Source organism: Gordonia pseudamarae (assembly GCF_025273675.1).
Lineage (GTDB): Bacteria > Actinomycetota > Actinomycetes > Mycobacteriales > Mycobacteriaceae > Gordonia > Gordonia pseudamarae.
In genome coordinates, this window is record NZ_CP045809.1 from 317067 (window position 1) to 341619 (window position 24553).

26 protein-coding genes are annotated in these 24553 nt (G+C 66.5%); 16 read left to right on the plus strand and 10 right to left on the minus strand.

Features of this window, described 5'->3' with window-relative positions; genetic code table 11:
- The first annotated feature begins 17 nt into the window (after positions 1-17).
- Positions 18-875, plus strand: a complete 858-nt coding sequence (locus GII31_RS01285; protein ID WP_407649871.1) for an SDR family NAD(P)-dependent oxidoreductase — start codon at positions 18-20, stop codon at positions 873-875.
- 14 nt (positions 876-889) lie between these two features.
- On the opposite strand, the gene GII31_RS01290 is transcribed toward GII31_RS01285, so the two are convergent.
- Together GII31_RS01290 and GII31_RS01295 are read right to left on the minus strand one after the other, a co-directional pair.
- A complete protein-coding gene (locus GII31_RS01290; RefSeq protein WP_213249653.1) occupies positions 890-1630 on the minus strand; it encodes a metallophosphoesterase in 741 nt (246 codons plus the stop codon).
- A 92-nt stretch (positions 1631-1722) separates the two neighbouring features.
- A complete protein-coding gene (locus GII31_RS01295) occupies positions 1723-4131 on the minus strand; it encodes an ATP-dependent DNA ligase (protein WP_213246070.1) in 2409 nt (802 codons plus the stop codon).
- 73 nt (positions 4132-4204) lie between these two features.
- Here GII31_RS01295 and ku point away from each other — a divergent pair, with 73 nt between their 5' ends.
- From ku to GII31_RS01310, 3 genes are all read left to right on the plus strand, one after another.
- Positions 4205-5017, plus strand: coding sequence for a non-homologous end joining protein Ku (ku, locus tag GII31_RS01300; protein WP_213246072.1), 813 nt, complete (start codon positions 4205-4207; stop codon positions 5015-5017).
- A 241-nt stretch (positions 5018-5258) separates the two neighbouring features.
- Positions 5259-6596: an MFS transporter gene (locus GII31_RS01305; protein WP_213246075.1), complete on the plus strand. Its 1338-nt coding sequence runs from the start codon at positions 5259-5261 to the stop codon at positions 6594-6596.
- Between the two features lie 347 nt (positions 6597-6943).
- Positions 6944-7348, plus strand: coding sequence for a hypothetical protein (locus GII31_RS01310; RefSeq protein WP_213246077.1), 405 nt, complete (start codon positions 6944-6946; stop codon positions 7346-7348).
- 122 nt (positions 7349-7470) lie between these two features.
- Here the strand turns inward: GII31_RS01310 and ykgO are convergent, their stop codons facing one another.
- Complete coding sequence (gene ykgO / locus GII31_RS01315; RefSeq protein ID WP_213246079.1) at positions 7471-7593, minus strand: type B 50S ribosomal protein L36; 123 nt, start codon at positions 7591-7593, stop codon at positions 7471-7473.
- Positions 7594-7697: 104 nt separating this feature from the next.
- Between ykgO and GII31_RS01320 the strand changes: the two genes are divergently transcribed.
- The 3 genes from GII31_RS01320 to GII31_RS01330 all read left to right on the plus strand — a co-directional run bounded on the left by GII31_RS01320 (position 7698) and on the right by GII31_RS01330 (position 10669).
- Positions 7698-8366 carry a TetR/AcrR family transcriptional regulator gene (locus GII31_RS01320; protein ID WP_213246081.1) on the plus strand — a complete coding sequence of 223 codons (669 nt, stop codon included), beginning with the start codon at positions 7698-7700 and terminating at the stop codon, positions 8364-8366.
- A gap of 78 nt (positions 8367-8444) precedes the next feature.
- The gene (locus GII31_RS01325; RefSeq protein ID WP_213246083.1) at positions 8445-9662 is read left to right on the plus strand and encodes an acyl-CoA dehydrogenase family protein; all 1218 of its coding nucleotides are present in this window, start codon (positions 8445-8447) and stop codon (positions 9660-9662) included.
- A complete protein-coding gene (locus GII31_RS01330) occupies positions 9659-10669 on the plus strand; it encodes a phosphotransferase family protein (RefSeq protein WP_213246085.1) in 1011 nt (336 codons plus the stop codon). Before GII31_RS01325 ends, GII31_RS01330 begins: the two co-directional genes overlap by 4 nt.
- Before the next feature lie 23 nt (positions 10670-10692).
- Here the strand turns inward: GII31_RS01330 and GII31_RS01335 are convergent, their stop codons facing one another.
- Together GII31_RS01335 and GII31_RS01340 are read right to left on the minus strand one after the other, a co-directional pair.
- Positions 10693-12114, minus strand: coding sequence for an ATP-binding protein (locus GII31_RS01335; protein WP_213246087.1), 1422 nt, complete (start codon positions 12112-12114; stop codon positions 10693-10695).
- 74 nt (positions 12115-12188) lie between these two features.
- Positions 12189-12881, minus strand: coding sequence for a histidine phosphatase family protein (locus GII31_RS01340; RefSeq protein WP_213246090.1), 693 nt, complete (start codon positions 12879-12881; stop codon positions 12189-12191).
- 180 nt (positions 12882-13061) lie between these two features.
- Between GII31_RS01340 and GII31_RS01345 the strand changes: the two genes are divergently transcribed.
- The 4 genes from GII31_RS01345 (at position 13062) to GII31_RS01360 (ending at position 14968) form a co-directional block, all read left to right on the plus strand.
- Positions 13062-13706, plus strand: coding sequence for a MerR family transcriptional regulator (locus tag GII31_RS01345; protein WP_213246092.1), 645 nt, complete (start codon positions 13062-13064; stop codon positions 13704-13706).
- Positions 13703-14140 carry a hypothetical protein gene (locus GII31_RS01350; RefSeq protein ID WP_213246094.1) on the plus strand — a complete coding sequence of 146 codons (438 nt, stop codon included), beginning with the start codon at positions 13703-13705 and terminating at the stop codon, positions 14138-14140. The genes GII31_RS01345 and GII31_RS01350 overlap by 4 nt, the downstream gene beginning before the upstream one ends.
- A gap of 187 nt (positions 14141-14327) precedes the next feature.
- Entirely contained in the window at positions 14328-14576 is a 249-nt protein-coding gene (locus GII31_RS01355; protein ID WP_213246096.1) for a type II toxin-antitoxin system Phd/YefM family antitoxin, read from the plus strand.
- On the plus strand, positions 14573-14968 hold the full coding sequence (locus tag GII31_RS01360; RefSeq protein ID WP_246222048.1) for a type II toxin-antitoxin system VapC family toxin: 396 nt from the start codon (positions 14573-14575) through the stop codon (positions 14966-14968). The genes GII31_RS01355 and GII31_RS01360 overlap by 4 nt, the downstream gene beginning before the upstream one ends.
- A 73-nt stretch (positions 14969-15041) precedes the next feature.
- Here the strand turns inward: GII31_RS01360 and GII31_RS01365 are convergent, their stop codons facing one another.
- Both GII31_RS01365 and GII31_RS01370 read right to left on the minus strand, forming a co-directional pair.
- Positions 15042-15215 carry a hypothetical protein gene (locus GII31_RS01365; RefSeq protein ID WP_213246098.1) on the minus strand — a complete coding sequence of 58 codons (174 nt, stop codon included), beginning with the start codon at positions 15213-15215 and terminating at the stop codon, positions 15042-15044.
- A gap of 184 nt (positions 15216-15399) precedes the next feature.
- Positions 15400-15873, minus strand: coding sequence for a MarR family winged helix-turn-helix transcriptional regulator (locus GII31_RS01370; protein WP_213249657.1), 474 nt, complete (start codon positions 15871-15873; stop codon positions 15400-15402).
- Positions 15874-15950: 77 nt separating this feature from the next.
- Between GII31_RS01370 and GII31_RS01375 the strand changes: the two genes are divergently transcribed.
- From GII31_RS01375 to GII31_RS01385, 3 genes are all read left to right on the plus strand, one after another.
- Positions 15951-17168 carry an FUSC family protein gene (locus GII31_RS01375; RefSeq protein ID WP_213246100.1) on the plus strand — a complete coding sequence of 406 codons (1218 nt, stop codon included), beginning with the start codon at positions 15951-15953 and terminating at the stop codon, positions 17166-17168.
- 647 nt (positions 17169-17815) lie between these two features.
- Positions 17816-18958: an ROK family protein gene (locus GII31_RS01380; protein WP_260840235.1), complete on the plus strand. Its 1143-nt coding sequence runs from the start codon at positions 17816-17818 to the stop codon at positions 18956-18958.
- Between the two features lie 235 nt (positions 18959-19193).
- Positions 19194-19691, plus strand: coding sequence for a hypothetical protein (locus tag GII31_RS01385; RefSeq protein WP_260840236.1), 498 nt, complete (start codon positions 19194-19196; stop codon positions 19689-19691).
- A gap of 27 nt (positions 19692-19718) precedes the next feature.
- Here the strand turns inward: GII31_RS01385 and GII31_RS01390 are convergent, their stop codons facing one another.
- Both GII31_RS01390 and GII31_RS01395 read right to left on the minus strand, forming a co-directional pair.
- Positions 19719-20555 carry an ABC transporter permease gene (locus GII31_RS01390; RefSeq protein WP_213246106.1) on the minus strand — a complete coding sequence of 279 codons (837 nt, stop codon included), beginning with the start codon at positions 20553-20555 and terminating at the stop codon, positions 19719-19721.
- Entirely contained in the window at positions 20552-21607 is a 1056-nt protein-coding gene (locus GII31_RS01395; RefSeq protein WP_213246108.1) for an ATP-binding cassette domain-containing protein, read from the minus strand. Before GII31_RS01395 ends, GII31_RS01390 begins: the two co-directional genes overlap by 4 nt.
- Before the next feature lie 169 nt (positions 21608-21776).
- Between GII31_RS01395 and GII31_RS01400 the strand changes: the two genes are divergently transcribed.
- Positions 21777-22181, plus strand: coding sequence for a TOBE domain-containing protein (locus GII31_RS01400; RefSeq protein ID WP_213246110.1), 405 nt, complete (start codon positions 21777-21779; stop codon positions 22179-22181).
- Between the two features lie 41 nt (positions 22182-22222).
- Here GII31_RS01400 and GII31_RS01405 read toward each other — a convergent pair whose 3' ends face one another.
- Positions 22223-23437 carry an IS110 family RNA-guided transposase gene (locus GII31_RS01405; protein ID WP_213243249.1) on the minus strand — a complete coding sequence of 405 codons (1215 nt, stop codon included), beginning with the start codon at positions 23435-23437 and terminating at the stop codon, positions 22223-22225.
- Between the two features lie 253 nt (positions 23438-23690).
- Between GII31_RS01405 and modA the strand changes: the two genes are divergently transcribed.
- Positions 23691-24461: a molybdate ABC transporter substrate-binding protein gene (modA, locus tag GII31_RS01410; protein ID WP_213246112.1), complete on the plus strand. Its 771-nt coding sequence runs from the start codon at positions 23691-23693 to the stop codon at positions 24459-24461.
- Positions 24462-24553: the final 92 nt, after the last annotated feature.

The window sequence follows — 24553 nt, forward strand, 5'->3', positions numbered from 1 at the left end:
GCCGGAAGGGACGTGCCATGGCTGTGCCGAAGGTGTTCGATCGGGTGGTGGGGCGACCGCTCGCCGCGGCCATGCAGCGCCGGACCTGGCTGCCCGGCCCGGTGGAACATGTGCTCGACGGTCCGGGCCGTGATGTGGCCGGGCTGCGCGTGGTGGTGACCGGTGCGTCGGCTGGGATCGGCCGCGCGGCCGCCATCGAACTGGCCGGCCGTGGCGCCGAGGTGATTCTGGTGGCCCGGCGCGAGGACGAACTGTCGGCGCTGGCCGGGCAGATCGGCGCCGACTACAGGGTGTGTGATCTCTCGGACGAGACGTCGATCGCCGGTCTGGTCGACGAGCTGAACGGCGTCGAGGTGGATGTGCTGGTGAACAACGCCGGCCGGTCCATCCGTCGCAGGATCATCGATTCGACCGAGAGGCAGCACGACTTCCGGCGCACCATGGAGCTCAACTACCACGCACCGGTGCAGTTGACGCTGGGTCTTCTACCGGGGATGGTGGCCCGCGGCCGGGGCCAGTTCGTGAACGTGTGCACGTGGGGTCTGCTGGCGGGCACCTTCCCGAGGTTCTCGGCGTACGCGGCGTCCAAGAACGCCCTCGCGATCTTCGGCCGCAGTCTGAACGCGGAGAGGCCGCATCCGGGGGTACGGGTCACCAACGTCTACTTCCCGCTGGTTCGGACGGAAATGATCTCCCCCACAGAGGAATACGATGATGTTCCGGCGCTGGACGTCGAGGAGGCCGGGCGCTGGATCGTCCGGGCGGTCACCCACCGGCCCGATGCGGTGGCCCCCGCTCCGCTGGCGACGGTGCTCCCGGTGATCGACTATTTCTCGCGCGGCACCGCCGACCGGGCGATGGCGTCCCTCACCTGAGAACCGAAGGTTACTCAGCCCATCACGGCGCGGAAGTGGGTGACGATGCGGTTGTCGTCGCCGATCAGGTGGAATGCGACACCGGGTGGCTGGCCCTCGTTGAGGACCTCGGGACCCTCGAACGGCAGGTTGAGGGTGGATGAGACGCCGGGGGCCACACACAATGGGCGGCCGGCGAAGGTGGTGACGGCGGCCGAGTGGATGTGACCGCACAGGAACGCCACGATATTCGGGTGCCGGTCGACGAGCCGGGCCAGTCGCTCCTCACCGGTCTGCTTGATGGTGTCCATGTACGACATGTGCACCGGAACAGGTGGGTGGTGGAATGCGATCAGCGTGGGGGTGCCGGGTTCGGCGGTGCGCAGCTGATCCTCGAGCCAGTCGATGTCGTCGTCGTCGATGTAGCCGCCGGGCCGGCCGGGAATCGAGGAGTCGACGAGCAGTAGTTGCAGTCCATCGAGAGTGAGGGCCGAATTGGCGTGTGCCTGACCGGGTTCACGCCGGAAACTAGCGTTGTAGTGTTCCCGGTCATCGTGGTTGCCGATGGTGATGAGCGTCGGCAGTGTGCTGTGCAGTGTGTCGCGCGCCTCGTCGTACTCGGCTGCCGTTCCCCGGTCCACCAGATCGCCGGTGACGATCAGCGCATCGATACCGGCGGCGCGTGAGTTGATATATCGCAGGACGGATTCGACGCGGCTGCGGTGGTGTTCCGAGCCGTTGAAATGCAGGTCGCTGATGTGGGCGACAACGAACACCCGGGGCACCTCAGACACCCTAGTCCTCGCACTACGTGAAAGCACATCGACAAGTGCGACGACCGCATCGTCGATACGGCCGCCGCCGTCCGCTACAGGTCGCCGGGCAGCTTGTCGCGCCGGATTCCCCGCCAGCTCGGGTGCCGCAGATGCCCGGTCGAGGTCCAGTCCATGAACCGCACCTCGCCGACCAGTGTGGGCAGCACCCACGTGGCCGTCGACGCGACCGGCCGGTCGATGTTGTCGATGAACGGGCACATCCGGATCCGCAGCGGTTGCAGTTCCTCGGCGAGTGCCCGCAGCTGGGCGTCGGTGAAACCTGTCCCCACCCTGCCGACGTACCGTAGGCCGGTCTCCTCCGGCAGACCCAGCAGCAGCGAGCCGAGGGTGCCCGAACGGTTGCCGCGGCCGGGCCGCCATCCGCCGATCACCACCTCGATGTCGTTCCAGTTCTTGTGCTTGCGCCACTGGGTGGAGCGGCGTCCCTGCTGGTAGACCGAACTGCGCAGCTTGGCCACGACACCTTCGTAGTTGTGCTCGCGGCTGTGCGCGATGGCGTCTGCCCCGGACCCCTCCAGCAGCGCGGGCACCTCGGTGTACGGTGACGACCGGAACAGCGGGGTGAGTTCGTCGAGCAGGGCACGGCGCTGTGACCAGGGCACTTCCAGCAGTGACGTGCCGTTCAAGTACAGGATGTCGAACAGCAGCAGCCGCAGCCGGTACGGTTCGGCGGTGGTGCCGCGGGATGCCAGGATGGTGAAATCGGTGCGGCCCGACGAGTCGATCGCCACCACCTCGCCGTCGAGTATCACGTCAAGCAGGCCGAGTTCGTCGACGATGCCGCGCAACTCCGGAAAATCGGCGGTCAGGTCCAGTCCCGACCGCGACGACAACCGGTACTCGCCGCCCCCCGAACGCACCAGCACGCGGTAGCCGTCCCATTTGCCCTCGAACGCCCAGTCCCGTGCGTCGAGGCCGTCGATCGGTTCGTCGACGGCCAGCATCGGCCGGGGATGCCGCAGGTCGGCGGTGAGGGGGCGCGGTTCGTCGTGCATCAGATGTGCCAGCCAGTTGCGTTCGCCGGTCTTGATCAGCACATATCGGCCCTGGGTCCGGCGTCCCCGCAACCGGACGATGATCTCCTCGTCCCGCCACTTCTCCAGCTCGTAGGTTCCGGTGTCCCAGATCTCCACGTGTCCGCCGCCGTACTCCCCGGCCGGAATGTCGCCGGCGAAGTCGGCGTAGTCGAGCGGATGGTCCTCGGTTCGCACCGCCAGCCGGTTCTGATCGTGATCGGTCGGCAGATTCTTCGGTATCGCCCACGACACCAGTACCCCGTCGTGTTCGAGGCGGAAGTCGTAGTGCGGGCGGCGCGCGTGATGCTCCTGGATGACGAAGACCGGCCCGGCTCGCGTGGATCGGCGGTGCTCGTCGTCACCGAACGGTTCGGGTGTCCTGGCCTCGTCGCGTTTGCTCCGGTACTCCGACAGGTCGGCGACGAGGCCCGGCTCCTGGTACGACGACGATGCCGGCGGCGACGGGTCATCGAGCCCCGACAACAGATCCCCCGACGCGGCGACCCGCTCCAGGATCTCCGTGTACAGCAACTGCCGCAGGTCGGGTTCGGCGAGTTCGTCCCAGGTGCGCGGCGCCGCCGCCCACGGCCGCTCCCGGCCCCGCAGCGAATACGGGGCGAGCGTCGTCTTGGCGGCACTGTTCTGGCTCCAGTCGATGAATACCCGACGTTCGCGCACGGACTTGGCCATCGACGCGGTGATTGTCTCGGGGTACGCCGACGCCAGAGCTGTCGCGATCTGTTTGGCCACCTTGCGCGCCGAGTCGGGCGACACCGGGCGGTCGAACCGGGCGTACACGTGGATTCCTTTGCCGCCGCTGGTCACCGGAAACGAACGCAGTCCCGCGGCGTCGAGCATCTGCCGGATCTGCAGCGCGACCTGCGCGCATTCGTGCAGCGGCACCCCCGGTCCGGGATCGAGGTCGAGCACGAGCCGCGATGCGGTGACCGGCCCGCCGTCCACCGGCACGCGCCACTGCGGAACGTGCAGTTCGAGCGCCGCCATCTGCGCCAGCCACACCAGCGCGGCGCGGTCGTCCGCCAGCGGGTAGGTGATGTGGCGGCCGCTGTGTTCGACGGTGTACCGCGGCAGCCACGCGGGGGCACTCTCGGGGAGATGCTTTTCGAAGAACGCGGCCGAACGGGTATTCCCCGTCGCTCCGCTCGCCCCGGCATTTCCCGTCGCTCCGCTCGCCCCGGCATTTCCCGTCGCTCCGCTCGCCCCGACACCGCCGGGCCGGCGTTTGCGGGTGATGATGCGGCCCCGGATATGCGGCAGCATGACATCGGCGATGCGGTTGTAGTAGTCGATGACCTCGAATTTGCGGGTACCGGCGGTGTCGGCGCCGACCGGCGGATACAGAACTTTGGACAGGTTGGTGACAGCGATCGTGCGGCCGTCGATGTCGAGGGTGTCGCCCGCCATGTGTCCATTGTGCGCTTTCCCGGTCGACCGTATAGGACCGCGGCCTCTTGACTTCGGTGGCACAATGGCCCACATGCGCTCGATCTGGAAGGGCGATCTCAGCTTTGGCCTGGTGAATGTTCCGGTCAAGGTGTACTCGGCCACGGAAAGCCACGATCGCACATCGCATCAGGTCGACTCCGCCGACGGCACACGCATCCGGTACCGCCGCGTCCGCGAGGGCACCGACACCGAGGTCGACTACGCGAAAATCGCCAACGCCTACGAGGCCGACTCCGGCGAGACGGTGATCGTCACCAAGGATGATCTGGCGACGCTGCCGGTGAATCGTTCACCGGAGATATCCATCCTGGAGTTCGTCCCGCGCGAACAGGTCGACCCCATCTACTTCGACAAACCGTACTACCTCGAACCGGCGTCGAAATCGCCGAAGGCGTACACGCTGCTGGCACGGGCGCTCGAACAGACCGACCGCCTGGCCGTCGCCGAGTTCACCCTGCGCAATCGCACCCGGCTGGCGGTGGTGCGGATCATCGACGGCGTGATGACGCTACAGACCCTGCTCTGGCCCGACGAGGTGCGTCCACCCGAATTCACGTTTCTCGACACCGAGGTGGAATTGCGGCCGCAGGAATTGGAGATGGCGGCCTCTCTCATCGAGTCGATGGCCACCGACTTCGACCCGAGCCGGTTCGAGGACAAGTACCAGATCGAACTGAGCAAACTCATCGAGGCGAGATCCGAAGGTGGCGAGGCGTTCCCGGAGACCGAAGAGCCGGGGTCCGACGATGATTCGGAGGTCGCCGATCTGCTTGCCGCGCTGCGTGCCTCGGTGAAGAACCGGGCCTCGGGGCAGGAGCCGAAGACGGGGCGCCAGGCGAGCTGACAGTGTCGGCTCACCAGGTTTCGAGGCTCGCGAGCTCGCATCTCGACAGGTGGGGAAAGGGTTTCGGGCCGTAAGCTCGCGCATCGACCGGCGACGTGGCCGCCTCACTGCCGGTTGAGGTGTGAGGAGCGTTAGCGACGAGCCTCGAAACCCCGTGAGCCGAGATTGTCCGTTGGCGGGGTAGCTAAGCAGGCCGAAAAATCATTGGCGCCGATGGGCGGGGAGCGCGCATCCTCGACGGATGACATCGCAGGCCGAACTGCCCAGGATGCTGCGCCCGTTCGGGATGCGGCAATACCGGTGGCTGGCCGCGGGTCTGATGCTCGCACTGTTCGGCGACGGTATCTGGCTGATCGCCGCGGTCTGGCAGGTCATCGACCTCGGGGGTGGTCCCGGTGAGGTGTCGCTGGTATCGGGGACCACCGCCGTCGGCATGCTGGTGTCGAGCCTGGCGGGTGGGGTGCTCGCCGACAGGGTGTCGCAGCGGTTCATCACGATTGCTCTGGAGCTCGTCAAACTCGTCGCGTTCGCCTCGATCGGGGTGGCGTCGATGGCCGGGGTACTCACGTACTGGCATCTGCTGGTCGTGGCGCTGCTCTGCGGCATCACCACCGGCATGTACTACCCGGCGTACTCGGCGATGCTGCCGAATGTCGTCGAGGCCGCCCACCTGCAGGCCGCGAACGGTGTGGAAGGGTTTATGCGGCCGGTGTTCAATCAGGCGGCGGGCCCGATGATCGCCGGCCTGGTCATCGGTCTGGCCGCACCGGGGCAGGCGATCGTCCTCGCCGGTGTCGCGTCGGCGCTGTCGGGGTGGTGTTACATGGCGATGGGGCCGGTGGCCCGGCGGCATGAACCGGCGGAGAGCACCGGCCGGTCAGGGGTGAGGGGCGTGGTCGCCGACATCGCCGAAGGTGTCGCGTACATGTGGCGCACCCCGTGGCTGTGGGCGACGCTGTTCTTCGCCACCATCCTGGTGCTGGCGACGATGGGTCCGATTGAGGTGCTGGTGCCGTTCGCATTACGGGACCGCGCGGGCGGCGACGCCGGTGATCATTCGCTGGTGCTGATGGGATTCGGGGCCGGCGCCGCGGTGGCGTCGCTGACCTTCGCGTCGATCCCGATGCCGCGCCGATACCTGACGCTGATGCTCGGTATCTGGGGAATCTCGAGTGTGCCGTTGGTCGCCATGGCCTTCGCCGACCGTACCTGGATGTTCGTCGTCACGGCGTTCGTCCTCGGCGTGCTGTTCGACGGCCCGATGGTGATCTGGGGGACGCTGCTGCAGCGCCGGGTGCCGCCGCATTTGCTGGGCCGGGTGGCGAGCCTGGACTTCTTCGTGTCGATCGCGCTGATGCCGGTGTCGATGGCCGTTGTGGCCCCGGTCAGCCACGCGATCGGATACACGGCGACATTCATACTGGCCGGTCTGCTGCCGGTGCCGTGCGTCGTGGTGTTCTACGTGGCGGCCCGGCTGTGGCGTGACGAGATCGAACACCCGCTGCGCGATGAACCCGGCCTGGTGGTCACCGGTGCCGGAGAATCCGCCTCGCGCGGCAGCCACGAGCTCTGCCGATGACAGCAGGACTGTCCTGACCGGCGGTGTGAAATAGGGGTCTCGGCGAATCCACGTTTGTATGGTTACGCAACTATCGTCGCCCCAAGGGGTAAATATTCCACGTAGTTTACTGGAACTATGGAATGTTGAATGATGCCGGAGATGCAGTTTGTTGATCGCGGGAATGAGGTGCGTACCCGTCGTATCCGGCCGCGGACGAGAGGACGTGCGTGGTGAGCATCGCAAGATTGCGTCGATGGGGAATCGTCGGCGTAGCAACGGTATTTGTGGCAGGTGTGTTTGCCTCTTCAGGGGTGCCGGCTTCGGCCGAACCGACCGAGCCATCCGGATCGGGAGTTCCGTTCCACGTGGCCGTGTCGAATTATGACAAGGAGAGCACAACCCCGAAGCCGACCAAAGCCGACCCGTTCCCGACGATTCTCTCCGACAGGTACATGTTGCCCAGCTATGATTCCTCGGGCCGGCTGACCGAGTGGAGTTACATCAAATGGGACCACGTCACGGTGCTGACCTACTCGCAGACAGTGCTGGTCCGCGATTCGGGGTTGCTGCCGGTCGCACAGCAGATCGCGCCCAAACCGTACAGTGAGCTGGCCGGTATGGCCCGATATGTGTTGCCGATGGGGGCCGAACGGATCGCGGCCGGCGGATGTCTTACCCTCTACTGGCAGGACGAGTCGTTCAAAGCCCCGGATGGACGTCAACGCCAGGCATTTATTCAGGTATTCGAGAAGCAGGGGTGTTACGAGTAGATCCCCGTCACGGGAACCCGGCCCGGATTTGGCCGATATGGCCAACATCATTGCCGAACTCGATCTGACGCTGGGGCTGTCCGGCCACACCCGCGTTACGGACCTCGACGCCGATGCGCCCACTACCCTTGGCGGGTTTTGAACCGGGGCTCCTTCTTGTTGATCACGTACAGCCGGCCACGCCGGCGGACGACCTGTGCGCCCGGCTTGTTCTTCATGGAGCGGATCGAGTTGCGTACCTTCATACGGTCCAGAGTAAATGATAATGACTATCAATAGCTATAGGGGTGTGGCTGCGCTCACGGAGCTAGTGTTCGGTCGGGGAGCGCCTGCGGCTATGTTGGTACCCATGAGCAGCGCGGTTGGTGAGCCGAACACCGACGACCACGACGCCGTGACGCCCGTACCCGGGGGTTGGCGCGACTACGGCACGGCCGAGCTTCCTGTGCCGTTGGCGGCCGCGCTCGACACCTTCGCCGAGCACGGCTACCACGGTACGTCGGTGCGGGAGATCGCCGCGCGCGCCAACCTGTCGGTGCCCGGGCTGTATCACCACTATCCGTCCAAGCAGTCGCTGCTGCAGGGGCTCCTCGAGCGAACGATGAGCGACCTGCTCACGCGTTCGGAGCAGGCCATCGCAGAGGCGGGGAAGCGGCCCGTCGACCGATTCGACGCCGTCGTCGAATCATTGCTGCGATTCCACATGTACCGGCAGGCGCAGGCGTTCGTCGGGTCCACCGAGATCCGCAGCCTCGACGCCGACTACAAGCCGACGTACGTGGCGCATCGGGACCGCCAGCAGCGGATGGTCGATCAGATCGTGTTCGCCGGTGTCGAGTCCGGTGACTTTGCCACGGCATTCCCCAAGGACGCCGCGCGTGCCGTGGCGACCATGTGCGTGGGGGTGTCCACCTGGTTCAACGTCGACGGCGAGGTGGATGCGGACGAGTTGATCCGGCGCAATCTGCACATGGCGCGCTGCCTGGTGGAGTACACAGGAGATCACCCGACTCGTTGACGGCGACCGCACCGGGCTGGCATGGTGTAACCGTTACCGAGCGATCGCTCGGTAGGATGCCGTACCAGGAGAAGTCCGTTGCCTGTAGACCTGACTTACGACACGTCCGTCACCGAGCTCGTCGATAAGACGACAACCTTTGTGCGCGAACATGTTTTGCCAATCGAGAACGAGTTTCACGGTGACATCACCGCGGCCGGCGGCGACGACCTGCGCCGACGGCTGGGTGACGCCGCTCGCGAAGCGGGGGTATTCGCCCCCCACGCCCCTATCGAATTCGGTGGACTCGGACTGAACATGTCCGACCGGGCGCCGGTCTTCGAGGCCGCCGGATACTCGACATTCGGGCCGGTGGCCCTGCACATCGGCGCACCCGACGAGGGTAACGTGCACATGCTCGCCCACGTCGCCGACGACCGCCAGCGCACCGCCTACCTGGAACCGCTCGCGCGTGGCATCGTGCGGTCGGCATTCGCGATGACCGAACCCTCGCCGGGGGCCGGATCCGATCCCAACGCCCTGCGTACCCAGGCGGTCAAGGTCGATGGCGGCTGGAAGATCAACGGCGACAAACGATTCATCACCGGAGCCGACGGCGCCGGATTCTTCATCATCATGGCCCGTACCGCCGGATCGCCCGGCGACCGTGGCGGCGCCACCATGTTCCTCGCGCCCGGCGACACCCCCGGAATCACTGTGGAACGCCACATTCACACCACCGACAAGGCGATGATCGGCGGCCACTGCGAGGTCAGCTTCCGCGACGTGTTCGTGCCCGACGAGGACATCCTCGGTGAGGTCGACGAGGGCTACCGATACGCGCAGGTGCGGCTCGGACCCGCTCGCATGACGCACGTGATGCGCTGGATGGGTTCGGCGGTGCGCTGCCAGGACGTGGCCGTCGACTACGTGGCGCAGCGCGAGGGTTTCGGCGGCAAACTCGCCGACCTCGGCATGATCCAGCAGATGATCGCCGACAACGAGATCGACTTGGCCGCCGCGCGGGCACTGCTGATCAGGGCCTGCCACGAGCTCGACGCGGGCGGACACGCCTCCGACGAGACCTCGATCGCCAAAACCTTTGCCGCCGAGGCATACCTGCGCATCGTCGACCGCAGCATCCAGATGTGTGGCGGGCTCGGGGTGTCCGAGGAACTGCCGCTGGCCCGGCTGCAGGCCGAACTGCGGCCGTTCCGCATCTACGACGGCCCGTCCGAGGTGCATCGCTGGGCCATCGCCCGGCGCGCCGTCGGACGCTGGCGCAAGGCGCAGCAGGCGAAGGGGGCCGGGGCATGAGTCATCCGGCACTCGACGCGGACAAACTGCGTGCGTTCCTCCTCGACCAGGGTGTCGAGGTCGCCGGTGAGCTGACCGTCGACCTGATCAGCGGTGGCAAGTCGAATCTGACCTTCGGTGTGTCCGACGGACGATCGCACTGGGTTGTACGCCGTCCGCCGACCGGCGGTCTCACCCCGTCGGCGCACGATATGAACCGTGAGTGGGCGGTCACCCACGCGCTGCAGGGCACCGATGTGCCGGTGGCCGCGACCGTCGCCGTCGACACCGACGGCGAGGTGCTCGGGGCGCCGTTCACCGTCGTCGAATACGTCGACGGTCTGGTGGTGCGTTCGGGCGAGGATCTCGACGCGCTCTCCGACGAGGATGTCACCCGTAACTGCGACGCGCTGATCTCGACGCTGATCTCGTTGCACGCCGTCGACTACGCCTCCGTCGGTCTCGAATCCTTCGGTAGGCCGGAAGGTTTCGCGGGCCGTCAGGTGAAGTTGTGGGCGCGGCAGTGGGGGCATGTGAAGACCCGTGAACTCGCCGACGTCGACAGGCTGGTGGCGGCGCTGTCCGAGCGGGTGCCCGCGCAGTCGCGACACGCCATCGTGCACGGCGACTTCCGCGTCGACAACACCATCCTGGCCAAGGGTGACCCAGGAGTCGTTCGAGCTGTGGTGGATTGGGAGATGTCCACACTCGGCGACCCGATCACCGACATCGCACTGATGTGCGTCTACCGCACACCCGTCTTCGACAGTGTCCTCGGATTCGCCGCGGCCTGGACGAGCGAGCGCTACCCGTCGGCCGACGCCATCGCCTCGCGCTACGCCGAACTCGCCGGAATCGACCTGGGAGACTGGGACTTCTACCTGGCCCTGGCCAACCTGAAGCTCGGTGTGATCGCCGAGGGCATCACCCACCGAGCACTGGCCGGGGCGTCGTCGGGTGACGGCGCAGAACGCGCCGCCGAGGTCACCGGCGAATTCATCGCTGCGGGGCTGCGGCAGCTCGGGTAGCTACGGGGACATTCCCTAAGGGGCTATGGCTCGTAGGCGGTGATCAGGTTTTCCGGCGTGAGATGGACGACCCCGTCGACGGCGGTGCCGGACCGTGCGACCGCGATGAGCGGGGTGTCGACGGCAGCGCCGGGAATCTGGGTGCGGTGGGCCTGTAGGGTGCCGAGGTCGTGGTGGTCGAAGGGGGCGTTCTCCAGCCATTTGATGGAGCCGAGAGCGATGACGTGCTTGGTGTTCGGGGCTCGGTCGCCGACCACGATGTCGATCTCCGGGTTGTTGGTGCGTGTCCAGTAGCCGCCCACCACGCCGGGCACCTTGTGCTCATCGAGAATGACCGGTGGCGCCAGCCGCTCCACCGCCTCGCGGATGATGGGTTCGATCGCACGTCCACGCCACGACGTCCAGGACGCGCGGATGCGTGAGTGGACCCGGTCGCCCCGGCCGCGCTCGATCTCGTCGAGGTGGGGGCCGAGGAAGGAAAGCCAGAAGCGGAGATAGGGATCGGCGATACGGTATCGCTTGTCCTTCGACGCTGGTTTTGTCGACAGCGGTTTGTCTGCCGCGACAATCCTTTTGGCCATCAACGCGGTGAGCGACCGGTTGAGTGATCCTTGCGGGATGTCGCCGGCGGCACGACCGATGTTGGCGAAAGTGCGTTCACCGCTACCGATCGCCTGCAGGACGGTGCGTGCCTGCACATCGGACGGGAACTCGGCTGCGAGTGATCGTTCGCCGGAGACGAGCAGCGCGGAAGTCGGATCACCCACGGCCTGTTGGAGGTAGTCCATCAACGGCATGCCGACGGGCCATTCGTTGCAGATCAGGGGGAGCCCTCCTGTGATCAGCTGCGCGTCGAAGGCGTCTGCGGCCGGCAGGTCGAGGAGCCCCGCCACTTCGGCGGGAGTCAGCGGTGGGACAACCATCTCGGTCGCCCGCTGGTGGAAGGGCCGACCGTACTCGTTGAGTGCTTCCATCATCGCCAGGTCGGAGCCGATGCCGATCAGCAGAACGTGTTTGCGGGCCAATTCGCGGTCGAACGCCCGTTGGAGGGTTCCTTCGAACCCGTTGTCGGCGGCGACCAGGTAGGGGAGTTCATCGAGGACGACGACGCTGCCGTCGTCGGGGAGGGTCGTGGCGAGGAGTCGGAGCGCGGCATCCCAGTTCGAGATGTGGACACCGTTGAAGACCGCGGCACCGGGCAGGTTCGACGCCGCGACTTCTTCGGCGAACAGTCGCAACTCGTCCCGGACCGGCCGTCCCGTTGCTGCGAAGAACAAGTGAGGTACGTCGATGCGGTCGACGAACTCTTCGACAAGCCGGGATTTTCCGACGCGGCGTCGACCTCGGATGAGCAGCGCCTTGCCTGGTTTGGCGTCTTCGTCCTCCCGTACGTGCCGCAGCAGCGTGTTCAGCCGCGCCAACTGTGTTTGCCGACCGACGAACACATCTCACCTCCGTGATACTCTCATCGATGATAGTCTCACCAATGAGAGTAATCCAGGGGATCTGGCTGGTCTCACTACCGGAAGGTGGTGACGCCACCGTCGAGGTCGGCGAGGTGGGCGTGTTCGTTGAACGACACCACCGACAGGCCGCTGCGGCCCGAGATCAGCTTGGTCACCGACGCGTTCACCATCGTCCGCGCCAGCACCGGCCAGCGGGCGTCGGGCACCTGCCACAGCTCGGCGATCAGCGCCGTGATGGTGCCGGCCGACGACGCGACCAGCACGGTCTTCCCCGACCCGGCCTCGGCGGCCGCGGTGCGTGCTGCGCCACGGATCCGTTCCCGGTACGCCGCGTACGACTCATGGGTGCTGCCCTCGGGCAACGCCAGGGTGCCCGCTATCCAGTCACCGAGTCGCGCGTCGATGATCTTCTGGTAGGCGGCGCCGTCCCGGAAGTCGTCCATCGTCGCCTCGCCCGTCAGATCAGGGATCTCGTACTCGTCCCAGCCTGACTCCACCACCGCGGCCGGTGCGCCGGGAAACTGCTCGAGCACGGCGGCCAGCGTCTGCCGCTGACGTGGCAATGTCCCGGTGAACGCGGCATCGACCTTCGACACCAGCGACGACAGCAACGCCCCGGACAGCTTTGCCTGCATCACCCCGGTGTCGGTGAGGCTCCCGACCGGCGCCCCGCCCTCGGGTTCGGCACCCAGGCCATACGCACTCGGATCGGCCTGGCCGTGTCGGACGAGATAGATAACACCCATACCCGCCACCCTATTGCCTGCCGCTGCGGCCCGTGTCACCCGCCGACCGACGCCATCGGTTCGGAACCCGGCTGCCGGATGTCGACACCCCGGTTCCGGATGGATGGGGTTCCGTGCCGGTCGGCTTGACCTTCTCGTTGGTTGAGACCGGACGATATGCCCATGACGAACGATATGCCCATGACGACATCTGACCCGCGGTTCATGAGTATCGGTGAGTTCGCCGGTCTGACCGGATTGACGGCGAGTGCCCTGCGCTTCTATGCGGACTCCGGACTGCTGCCTCCTGCCGATATCGACGGAACGTCGGGGTATCGGCGGTACGCGCCCGCACAGGTAGGGCGGGCACGGCTGCTGCGCCGGCTCCGCGAGATCGGCACTCCGCTCAGCGCCGCCGCCCAGATCCTCGATGCCGGTCCGGTCGAGGCCGCGCAACTGGTCGACGATCACCTCAGGCAGCTTTCCGACGATACCGCTCTGGCCCGCGCCCGTGGCGCCGGCATCGTCGCAGACCTTGTCGGGGTTCGTCGCGGAACTCCGGTCTCGGTGTGTGGGCCGGTGCTGGCCGCGGCCGTCGATCAGGTTCTGACGGCGACCGTCGATGACCGGGACCACTCGATACTCAACACCGTTCGGATCGAGTCGGACTGCACGACCGGAACCTTGACGCTCGTCGCCACCGATCGTGTCCGAATGGCGATCCGTACGCTGGCGGCTTCGGCGGCCGGGGACACCGATTGGGCCGCGACGCTGTTGGTCGACGACCTGCAAGCGCAACTCGCGACGATCCGGCTCTCACGATCGAGCAATCGGCATCCCGCGTGATCTTCACCTGCGGCGACAGCCACGTGCATTGCCGGACGTCAACAGATCCGTACCCCGACTACCGGCTGATGCTGTCCGGACTGCAGAATCCGGTAACCTCGGCGATCGTGTCGGGAATGGCCTTCCGCCGAACCCTGGAAACCCTCGATGCCGCACACGTCACGGTGATCGTCCGAGACTCGACCCTGTCGGTGGCCCCCGTGCTCGACGGTTACGCGCCCAGGACGGTCCTCCCCGCGACCGTGCATGGCCCGCCGATGACGGTGGGTTTCGCCCTCACCACCCTGTATCCCGCCGTGAGTGCCACCATCGGCGACGACCTCCTGCTCGACCTGCGTGCTCCCGATCAGCCGGTCACGGTCCGCTCTGCCGGCGACGGTGACCTGATCACCCTCGTCATGCCGATCGACCTCACCGCACGCGACAGCGTGTAGTCGGTGACGTGCGCCGGATCGAGGACACCGCCTACTTCGCCGCATCAGTCCTTGACGGAAGCGCTCAGATCACCTACGTGTGCGCGGCGTCCGGCCAGTCCCCGGTCATCAGCCTGGCGAGTCTCATCACGACCCCACGGCTTCCGGTGATGTAGATCTGTGTAGATCATCGGCGTAGCCTGGGTGGATGAAGACCATCGGGGTACGGCAGCTTCGCCAGAATCCGTCGCAGATGATCCAGGACGTGAAGGACGGTGAGCCGTACGCGTTGACCGAGCGGGGCGAGGAGATCGGTGTGATCGTGCCGAGCGCCGCACCGATGATCGCGCCACCGAAGAAGACTGCGGGTGCACGTACCCGCGACATCCCTCGTCGTCCCCTCAAGACGGCCGAGACCGTCGACCAGCTCATCGATGAGATGAAGGGTCACTGGTGACGACGTTCTACCTCGACACCTCGGTGGCTGTGAAGATTCTCTTCGGCGACTCCGCATCGGCGCAGGGGTGGTTCGATGACGCCGTGGCGAACGCGTCCGACAGCATCATCTCGTCACGGCTTCTCCGGACCGAGCTGACCAGGGTGTTGCGCAGAGAGGGCCGTGATGTGAATGAGCGCGACCTCGTCCTGGACTACGTCGGCATCATGCGGCTCGATCATGCGGTCTTGATCGGCGCCGAAGCCATCGGTCCGCACATCAAGACCCTCGACGCCATACATCTCGCGTCGGCGGTCCGGTCGGGTGTGGACGGTCTTGTGGTGGTCAGCCACGACAGCAATGTTCGGCGTGTCGCCGAGCAGCTGGCCTTGTCGGTGTACGACCCCGGCTGAGGGGATCCGAACAAAACGGAATCCAGGTGCCCGGATGCGGCACCTGGATTCCGGATGGATGTTCTGACGTCCGCTACGCCGGGACGCCGCCGATCGCGATGACGAAGACGAGGGTGATGGCGATGAGCGCGAGCACCATGCCGAAGACGATGACGTCGCCGATGAGCGTCGACGTGTCGGATGTGGATCGGCGTTGTGGTGTGGCCTGCTGTGTCATGGCCTGTTGTGTCATGGACTGTTGTGTCATGGCCTGTTGTGTCATGGCCTGTTGTGTCATGGCCTGCTGTGTCATGGTCTGACCCCTCGCGTTGTGGACGACACTATTGCACAACGAACTCGATATTTGACCAAGCAAATTTCGGGTGGGGTCCGGGACTGTGCTGGTCACGGGGTTTTCGGATTCTCCGGACCGGATGTTTGCGGCGGCCGGATCAGTCGTCGAGCAGGACGGCCACCCTGCGCAGCAGGCCGACGAGCGTGGCCTGGTCGACGTCGGAGAGTTCGGCGAGCAAACGCCCCTCCTCGGCGATCCGCAGGGGCATCACCTCGTCGACGAGCGCCCGGCCCTTGTCGGTCGGGGTGAGCAGGACGACGCGGCCGTCGCGGGAGGATCGGTCGCGCCGCAGGAGTCCGCGGCGGACGAGGGCGTCGCTGAGTTTGGTGATCGACGCGCCGCTGAGCGCCGTCGTCGAGACGACCTCCGAGGCGCGCAGGGGACGGCCGGCGCGCGCGAGGGCGCCGAGGACGTCGAGTTCGGAGCGGCTGATGTCGTGGGCGTCGAGCATGCGGTCGATCCGGTGGCCGATGAGTGTGGCGATGTGGGTGATGCGGCCGAACACGCCGACGGGTACGGAGTCGAGCTCGGGATAGGTGCTTGCCCACTCCGCCTGGATCTGATCGACCATATCCCCTGATGTTGTGCTCACGGGGCCAGTCTAGCTCAAACTAGTTTATTGGTGAAATAGTGATAAAGTATCTCTCCATGGAGATCACCAGCCCACAGTCCAGGAGAGACGCGGCCCGTGTGTTCGGGCACCGGTCCGCGCTGGCCGACACCCTTCGCATCGACTTCGCCAACGCATCACTCGGTGTTCCGCTGCGGGTCGGCGCGGCCGTCGGCGTGGTTCTGGTGGTGGGCGGCCTGCTCGGTCAGTTCGCGCTCGCCGGGTTCGCGGCGCTGGGGTCGCTGGTTTCCGCGTTTTGCCGGACCGATCCGTACCGGGTACGGGCGGGGCGGCTCCTGGTGCTGGGGGTCGCGCTCACCGTTTCGCTGGTGACCGGCAGCGTGCTCGGCGCGATGTCGGCGAACATGTGGACCGAGATCGCGGTGCTGTCGATACTCGGCGGCGCGGCGGCGCTGCTCGTCGGCGCGCTGCACATCTCCGGTCCCGGCGCTGTCGTGTTCGTGTTCGGGGCCACCGGCGCGGCCGGATACGCGCAATCGTTCGGTGACGTGGGGCGGGTGGCCGTCGCCACCGCCGCCGGGGCGGTGTGCGGGATAGTTGCCTCACTGGCGCCGTGGATCCTGGCGGTGGTCCGCCGGTGGTTCGCCTCGGCCCGGTCACGCGTGTCGGGGCACCGGACCCCGCGCGAGGCCCGATCCCGCGCCGCGACGGTCACGGCGACCGGTTCGGCGGGTAACGGTCCCGGCTACGAATCGGTCCGGACATGCCTGACGAGCCGACCGCACACCGACCACCTGCATACCGCCGCCCGGATCGTTGTCGCATCGGCGATCAGCGGCGTTGTCGCGGTGGCCTTCGGGTTGTCGCATCCGCTGTGGGCGTCGATGGGTGCGGTGGCCGCGATGCAGGGCATTCGCTACCACCGGACGGTGCAGCGGGGGATCGCCCGATTGGTGGGCAACGTGGTGGGCGGCCTGATCGCCGCGGCGCTGCTGGCGTTGCCGCTCGGACATTGGGGCGCGATCGCCGCGATCGTCGTGCTGCAGATCGTCGCCGAGATCTGCGCACCCTGGAACTACGCCATCACGTCGGCCGTCGTGACGCCGATGGCGTTGCTGATGACGGCGCTGAGCGTGGGACTGCACCCGTCCATCGCGATCGACCGGGTCCTCGACACCCTGGTCGGGGTGGTGATCGGCATCGTGATCGCATTGCTCACCGTCACCCGGCCCGACATCGACGGCCTCCTGGAAAGCACAGGTATGCGGCACCCCGGGGCCGGAACGGCCAGTTAAGTTCAGCCTGACCGCAAAGGGGGACAGGCCCGGTCGGCACGGGTAAATGGGCCGGTGAAGGCCTATTTCCACGCAGCCTGCGCCGAATCCCGCGCCGTGTCCGCACCGAGATCGGGGGATACATCGCGGTCACCGCGTGCTAGCTTTCTGTCCATGACGAGCCGTAGCCACCCCACCCGCGATGTCACCGCAGTGACCGTCGCCCCGGGCTGTCGGCTGCCGCTGGTTCGTCCGCTGTGTTGTTGTCGAATGCACTGATCGTCTCGTCCGGGCGCGTGACTCCCACGCCCAGCCCGTCAGTACATCCGTCACCTACGGCACCCGCTCAACCGTGCGCACCCCCTCGGGTGAACATCGTCGTTGACCGTGCCGGGTGGCGCCTTCAGCAAGGACACCACAGCCATGACCGCAACCCTTGATCGTTCCGCTCTTGTTCCGTCCACCACCGACACCCTGACATCACCCTTCACTCCGCTGCCCCGCACGCCGCAGCGGACCCGGCCCCTCGCCTACGGATCGAGTCCGGCGCGTCCGCGTTCCGCCGCGCCCCGCAATGCGGGACAATCGAGCTCACCCGTGCGGCGCGCACTCGCCGACGCGGCGGTTCCGGGAAGGGGGCAGGCCAGATTCACATCGCCACGCCGCAGTTGCAGCTCCCCAGCAAACCGGCCGCGCTCGTGCTGCGTGCGGCGCGCCTGTCGGGTCCGGTGTTCCGTGACGACGCCGCCGCGCAGACCGGGCTGTCGATCTCCACGGTCAACCGGCAGGTCGGTGCCCTGCTCAAGACCGGTCTGATCCGTGAGCGCGCCGACCTCGCGCCCGCCGGAGCCATCGGGCGTCCCCGACTGCCGTTCGAACTGAACGTCACCGACTTCCTGACCGTCGGTATCCACATCGGCTACAAGGTCACCGCGATCACCACCTACGATCTGCTGCACCGGGTCGTCGGCGCCATTCAGATCGCCACTCCGATCGCCGAGAACCCCGAGCAGACCCTGCAGGCCATCGGTGCCAGCGCCAGGCGTTTCGTCGGCCGCTGGGCCGGGCGCCGCGTGTTGTGGGCCGGTGTCGCGATGGGTGGTCGGGTCGGTGCCGGCGGCGTCGTCGATCACCCGCGTCTGGGGTGGGAAGCCGCACCCGTCGGCCGGGTGATCGCCGAATCGCTCGGGCTGCCGGTCTCGGTGGCCTCACATGTGGAGGCGATGGCCGCGGCCGAACTCGTGGTCAACCCCGACGACAAGCGGTCCAGCTTCCTGTACTTCTATGCCCGCGAAATGGTGGGTATCGCGTTCAGCGTCGACGGCACCGTGCACACCCCGGCCGCCGGCCCGCCGGTGATCGGGCATTTCCCGGTCGGCGGCACCCGACTGCTCGATCCGCAGCGCACCGGGCGCCTCGAAGACACCGCCAGCGACACCGGAATCGTCGATGCCGCCGTCGCGAACGGGCTGAATGTGCAGGACGTCGACCAGGTGCACGAGTTGGCCCGTGGCGGTGACGCCACCGCCCGCGCGCTGCTCGAAGAACGCGCCGAGGTGCTGGGCCGGACCGTCGCGCTGATCGCCGACATCTTCAACCCCGACCACATCATTCTCGGTGGGCAGGCGTTCACCGACTATCCGGCGACGTTGCCGACCCTGGCCAAGGCGGTCCGCGAGACATCCGTCGCCGAACGCCGTGACGTGCGGGTATCCCGGTCGGGCACAACGGTTCAGCAGCAGGCCGCCGGTGCGGTCTCGCTCGACGCGATCTACACCGACCCCCTTGAGGCGGTCGCCCTCACCGCCTGACATGTGACACGTGTAACACGGGTGCCGGTGGTTTCGACATACCCGACAGAGTCCACGGCGGTCACGCGACCGCGGCTGGACGAGGCAGGCGCCCGTGAGCGCCGGAACCCGGTGAGCAGACATCGATCTCGCCGGGTTTCGGGGCTCGTCGCCTCTGATTGTCGACTTCGTGCCGACCTCCCTCGACCGGCGAACTCCGTGCGGCTCGGAGATGGGAGACGTCATGTGGAGATCGATGCGCCGGCGGTCATCGGCCGGAAGCCTCGCGGCCTGTCTGGGGGCGCTGGCACTGGCAGGAGGGGTCACCGTCGCGGCGGCGGGTGCGGCCGACGCCGCACCGGGTGGACCGTCCTATTTCTCGGCGGCCGGATTCAACTGTGCCATCGCGGAAAACGGAAATGTGGGCTGCGACCTCGGCCGCTCGGTGCCGTTACAGCAATACCTCGGCATCGGCAATGCGAGCATCTACATTCCCCGGGGCGTGCGGCAGATGGTGATCGATAACCCGTGGACGCCCGCGCGTCCGGGACTGGGGATAGGGACTCCGTTCACCCGGTCCGGCGGCAACCCGCCGATCGAGACGGTGGGCGTACCCACCGGATCGGGGGCCACCGCCGGATACAAGGTGTCGCGCGGCGGATCGAGCTGTTACACCGGCTTTCACGGTGCCTTCTACTGCACCGGACCGGGTGGGCACGGCTTCAATTACTACATCATGATCACCGCCAGCTGATCACCGCCAGCTGATCACCGCGCCGGCTCAGTCGGCGGTGCGGCGGTTGTAGGCACGCAGCGCGAACGGGGCGAAGGTCGCCGTCAGCGCCACCGACCAGATGATCGTGGCCAGTACCGGATACTGTAGCGGCAGTGCGGCATCGGGCATCTCCGGACCATTGCCCCACGAGATACGCAACGCCTGGACGAGCGCCGACATCGGGTTCCATTCGGCGATCACCTCCAGCACGTCGGGCATCGGTTCGGTGGGCACGAAGGCGTTGGACAGGAAGCTCAGCGGGAACAGCGTGGAGAACAGGAACCCGTTGACCGCTTCGACGCTGCGCAGCCACGATCCGACGAGGATGCCGAACCAGATCATCCCGCAACCGAACAGCAGCACCAGCGCGAAACCGATGACACCGTCGAGCAGGCTCGTGCGGATCCGCCATCCGATGAGCAGGCCGGTCAGTGCCATCACCACGATGCCGATCGACGAATGCAGCAGGCTCGCCAGCGCGCGACCGACCAGCACCGACGACCGCCGGATGGGCAGTGACCGGAAGCGGTCGATGATGCCCTTCTCCAGGTCGCCGGTCAGGCCCGAGGCCACGATGAACGCGGTGAACATCATGGTCTGGCCCATGATGCCGGGCAGCAGGAACTCCTTGTACGAGGCGCCGGGCACGTCGATCGCGGCGCCGAACACGAACGCGAACAGCAGCACGAACATGATCGGCTGGATGGTCACGTCCGACAGCATCTCGGGCATGCGTTTGGTGTAGATCAGATTGCGCCACACCATAAGTCGTGATTGTTGCCATAGTGAGGTCGGTTGGGCCGGGGTCGGCGGTCGTGTCGAGGTGATGGATTCACCGGTCATCGTGACTTCTCCTCAGAACCGGCCGCACTGGTGGCGAGCTCCGATTCGGTTGTGTCCTTGTTGTCGTCGTCGGGGTTCTCGTCGTCGGCGGCGCGGTGTCCGGTGAGCGCCAGGAACACGTCGTCCAGGCTCGGCCGGGCCAGTCCGAGGTCGTCGACGGCGATGTTGCTGTCGTCGAGCCGGCCCGCCACCCGCGTCAGGTCGGCGAGCCCGTTGGCCGGGGCGGTGATCCGGCGGGCGTTGCGGTCGATGAACACCTCCGCGGTGGAGCCCGTCCTGGCGCATGTGCGCAGCAGCGCGGCGGCGGCGTCGATGTCGTCGGCATCGGACACGGTGAGTTCGAGGCTGGCGGCCCCGGCCTGGTCCTTGAGCTGCAGTGGCGTGCCGTGCGCGATCACCTCGCCCCTGTCGATGACGACGATGTCGTCGGCGAGTTGGTCGGCCTCCTCCAGGTACTGGGTGGTGAGCAACAGGGTGGTTCCGTCATTTACCAATGCGCGCAACACATCCCACAGTTCGTTTCGGCTGCGCGGGTCGAGCCCGGTCGTGGGTTCGTCGAGAAATAGGACCGGCGGGGCGGCGATGAGGCTGACCACGAGATCGAGTCGGCGGCGCATCCCGCCGGAATAGGAACGGACCTGTTCGTCGCCGGCCTCGGTGAGGGAGAACTGTTCGAGCAGTTCGTCGCCGCGCCGGGTCAGTTCGCGACGGCCGATGCCGTACAGACCGCCGATGAGGCGGATGTTCTCGCGGCCGGTCAGGTACTCGTCGACGGTCGCGGCCTGGCCCGTCAATCCCATGTTGCGGCGAACCATGTCGGGCTCTGTCACGACGTCGTGGCCGACGATGCGGGCGCTGCCGCCGGTGGGTGGGGACAGGGTGGCCAGCATGCGCACCGTGGTGGTCTTGCCCGCGCCGTTCGGTCCGAGTAGTCCGAGGACCGAACCCTCGGGCACCGAGAAGCTCACTCCGTTCACTGCGGTGACGTCGCCGAAGCGTTTCACCAGGCTGTCCGCTTCGATGGCGAAGGTCGGTCGGGGGTGGGTGGTCATGGAAACCGAGGCTAGTTCGCAATGCGGACAGGTGGCGACCTATTTTAGGCCCAAAGTCCGTTGTCGGTGGTTGTCACTTCTGCGTGCTCCGGCGCTATCGAGTCTGTGCGTTCCGCTACAGCGTGCTTTAGGTGCGAGAAAATCCGATTATACGGATATGGTTGTCGGCATGTCTGCGGTAAAGATCAGTGAGGCGGCGTCGCTGCTCGGCGTCAGTGACGACACCGTACGGCGCTGGATCGCGGCCGGTGAGCTGCCGGCGACCACCGGTTCCGGCGTCACCACGGTCGACGGCGCGGCGCTCGCCGACCTCGCCCGCCGCAGGGCACAAGAACCGGCCGACGACGGCAGCGGGGTGCTGCGGTCGGCCCGCAACCGGTTCACCGGCCTGGTCACCGATGTACGGACCGACGCCGTGATGGCCCAGGTCACCATGCAGTGCGGCCCATACGAGGTGACCTCACTGATGAGTACGGACGCGGTCCGGGAACTGGCGTTGGAGCCGGGCAGCGTCGCCACGGCAGTGGTCAAGGCGACGACAGTGATCGTCGAAGTAAAAGGAGAATCTCAATGAAGTTGTCAAGCCCCAGAGGGGGTGAGAATCGGAGGGTGTTGTCAGGCGGCCGCGCCGTGGACGTGGGTTGCGGAATCGGTTGTGGTGTAGGGCTTCTGGTCGCGGAGCATGGCCCATTGAACGTTGAGACGACGGCGTGCGAGCGCGATGACTGCTTGCACGTGTGTCTTGCCCTCGCGGCGTTTGCGTTGGTAGTAGACCTGCGAGACGGGATCGCGGTGTACTGCAACCTGCGCGGAGAGATAACAGGAACGCAGCAGTCGGCGGCTGTAGTGCCGCGGCCGGTGCAGGTTGCCGCTGATCCGGCCGGAGTCGCGGGGAACTGGTGCCAGGCCCGCGACGCCAGCGAGGCGGTCGACGGTGCCGAAGACGGTCATGTCGCCGCCGGTGGCGGCGAGGAACTCTGCGGCCAGGATGGTCCCGAAGCCGGGCATGCTGGTCAGGATTTCGGCGTGCGGGTGGCGGCGAAATCGGTCCTCGATCAGCGCTTCGGTGTCGCTGATTTCGCTGTTGAGGGTCATCACCTCCTTGGCCAACCGAGCCACGATCTGCGCGGCGACCTGCTGACCGCGGACCGTGACGTGCTGCTGATGCGCCGCGTCCATGGCGGTCTGCGCGACCGCGGCTGCATTGCGCACCTTGCGGTTACGCAACCAGGCCTCCAGTCGTGCGTGGCCCATACGGCGAATCGAATCGGGGGTCTGGTAGCCGGTCAACAAGGTCAACCCGGCCTTGGAACTGCTGTAGTCGATGGCTCGCTCGAGCGCAGGGAAGAACTCCAGCAAGGTGGCGCGCATCCGGTTGATTGCACGGGTGCGGTCGGCGACCAGGTCTGCCCGGCGGGCGGTCAGGATCCTGAGGTCGACCGCGATGTCGTCACCCGGGCGCAGGGGTTGCAGGTCGCGGCGCATCCGCGCCTGATCGGCGATGACTGCCGCATCCTTAGCGTCGGACTTACCGTCACCTCGGTAGCCCTTCGATGCGTGGTGCACGGTCCTGCCGGGCAGATAAAGCAGCCTCTGTTGCGCGTCGATCAGCAAAGCGATCAGCAGTGCCCCGCCGCCGGCGTTGAGGTCCATCGCCCAGGTGACCTCGCCACCGGCGGCAATGTCGCCGACCGTGGCGATCAGGTCAGTCAAGGCGGGTTCGTCGTTGTCGATCCGCCGCGACAAAAGTTGCTCCCCATCGGTATCGATTACAACGCAGTGATGCGCGGTCTTACCGGCGTCGACACCGGCCCATACTTGTCTCGCCATTCGTGCCTACCTCCGGAGTCGTTGGTGAACAGTAGGAATCCCTGCAGACGACATCCCCGGCGTGTCCTTACACAGCGATCGCATCGCGTCTCTCAATCAGCGGTCGAGTCGTCGCAGGACACCGGGCGGCCATTCTCCTTCAGCTGTACCCACCAGCAACACGATGACAGCCATACCCGGAGCCCCAGGGCAACTCACAGCCTACGAAACCACAGGTCTCCGGTCACCCCATCTAGAAAGGTAAGGAACAACGATGAAGAAGCTCGGGGCCGTGCTGGCCGCGACGGCACTCCTCACGGTGGCGGGATGTTCGTCGGACGACGGCGATGACGCATCGCCCGGCACCACGCAGCCCGGGCCGGTGACGCTGAACGTGTCCGCCGCGGCCTCGTTGAAGAACACCTTCACCGCGATCGCCGGCGAGTTCGAGAAGCAGCACGACGGCGTGAGCGTGGCACTGTCGTTCGACGGATCGTCGACGCTGGTCAACCAGATCAAGCAGGGCGCGCCCGCCGACGTATTCGCCTCCGCCGACGAGAAGAACATGAACAAGCTCGGTGATCAGGCCACCGACCCGAAGATTTTCGCCACCAACACCCTCGTCATCGTCACCGCTCCGGGAAATCCGAAGGGCATCGCATCCTTCGCCGACCTGAACAAGGAGGGGGTGACAACGGTGGTCTGCCAGTCGGCACAGCCATGCGGTAACGCCACCGGCACCGTCGAGGCCAACACCGGCGTCACGATCAAGGCCGCGTCCGAAGAGCAGTCCGTGACCGCAGTTCTCACCAAGGTCACCACCGGGCAGGCCGACGCCGGGCTCGTGTACGTCACCGACGCCAAGGCCGCCGGTGACAAGGTGGCCACCGTGGACGACCCGGCGTTCGCCGACGTCGTCAACAAGTACCCGATCGCCACCGTGTCGGGCGCCGCCAACGATGCGCTCGGCAAGGAGTTCATCGAGCTCGTCACCGGTGCCGAAGGGCAGAAGATCCTGGGAGACGCGGGATTCGGGAAACCATGAGACGAGCCCCACGGTGACCGTGGGCGGACCGCGCCGGGCGAGCGGAGCGACGGGGAATGTTACCGGGGCGAGCGGAGCGACGGGGAATGTTA

What these genes read in the sequence shown, in the direction of transcription:
- GII31_RS01285 (WP_407649871.1), top strand. Translation starts at nt 18, where the DNA reads ATGGCTGTGCCGAAGGTGTTCGATCGGGTGGTGGGGCGACCGCTCGCC.
- GII31_RS01295 (WP_213246070.1), bottom strand. Translation starts at nt 4,131, where the DNA reads ATGGCGGGCGACACCCTCGACATCGACGGCCGCACGATCGCTGTCACC.
- ku (WP_213246072.1), top strand. Translation starts at nt 4,205, where the DNA reads ATGCGCTCGATCTGGAAGGGCGATCTCAGCTTTGGCCTGGTGAATGTT.
- GII31_RS01305 (WP_213246075.1), top strand. Translation starts at nt 5,259, where the DNA reads ATGACATCGCAGGCCGAACTGCCCAGGATGCTGCGCCCGTTCGGGATG.
- ykgO (WP_213246079.1), bottom strand. Translation starts at nt 7,593, where the DNA reads ATGAAGGTACGCAACTCGATCCGCTCCATGAAGAACAAGCCGGGCGCA.
- GII31_RS01320 (WP_213246081.1), top strand. Translation starts at nt 7,698, where the DNA reads ATGAGCAGCGCGGTTGGTGAGCCGAACACCGACGACCACGACGCCGTG.
- GII31_RS01330 (WP_213246085.1), top strand. Translation starts at nt 9,659, where the DNA reads ATGAGTCATCCGGCACTCGACGCGGACAAACTGCGTGCGTTCCTCCTC.
- GII31_RS01340 (WP_213246090.1), bottom strand. Translation starts at nt 12,881, where the DNA reads ATGGGTGTTATCTATCTCGTCCGACACGGCCAGGCCGATCCGAGTGCG.
- GII31_RS01345 (WP_213246092.1), top strand. Translation starts at nt 13,062, where the DNA reads ATGACGACATCTGACCCGCGGTTCATGAGTATCGGTGAGTTCGCCGGT.
- GII31_RS01355 (WP_213246096.1), top strand. Translation starts at nt 14,328, where the DNA reads ATGAAGACCATCGGGGTACGGCAGCTTCGCCAGAATCCGTCGCAGATG.
- GII31_RS01365 (WP_213246098.1), bottom strand. Translation starts at nt 15,215, where the DNA reads ATGACACAACAGTCCATGACACAACAGGCCATGACACAGCAGGCCACA.
- GII31_RS01370 (WP_213249657.1), bottom strand. Translation starts at nt 15,873, where the DNA reads ATGGTCGATCAGATCCAGGCGGAGTGGGCAAGCACCTATCCCGAGCTC.
- GII31_RS01375 (WP_213246100.1), top strand. Translation starts at nt 15,951, where the DNA reads ATGGAGATCACCAGCCCACAGTCCAGGAGAGACGCGGCCCGTGTGTTC.
- GII31_RS01385 (WP_260840236.1), top strand. Translation starts at nt 19,194, where the DNA reads ATGCGCCGGCGGTCATCGGCCGGAAGCCTCGCGGCCTGTCTGGGGGCG.
- GII31_RS01390 (WP_213246106.1), bottom strand. Translation starts at nt 20,555, where the DNA reads ATGACCGGTGAATCCATCACCTCGACACGACCGCCGACCCCGGCCCAA.
- GII31_RS01395 (WP_213246108.1), bottom strand. Translation starts at nt 21,607, where the DNA reads ATGACCACCCACCCCCGACCGACCTTCGCCATCGAAGCGGACAGCCTG.
- GII31_RS01400 (WP_213246110.1), top strand. Translation starts at nt 21,777, where the DNA reads ATGTCTGCGGTAAAGATCAGTGAGGCGGCGTCGCTGCTCGGCGTCAGT.
- GII31_RS01405 (WP_213243249.1), bottom strand. Translation starts at nt 23,437, where the DNA reads ATGGCGAGACAAGTATGGGCCGGTGTCGACGCCGGTAAGACCGCGCAT.
- modA (WP_213246112.1), top strand. Translation starts at nt 23,691, where the DNA reads ATGAAGAAGCTCGGGGCCGTGCTGGCCGCGACGGCACTCCTCACGGTG.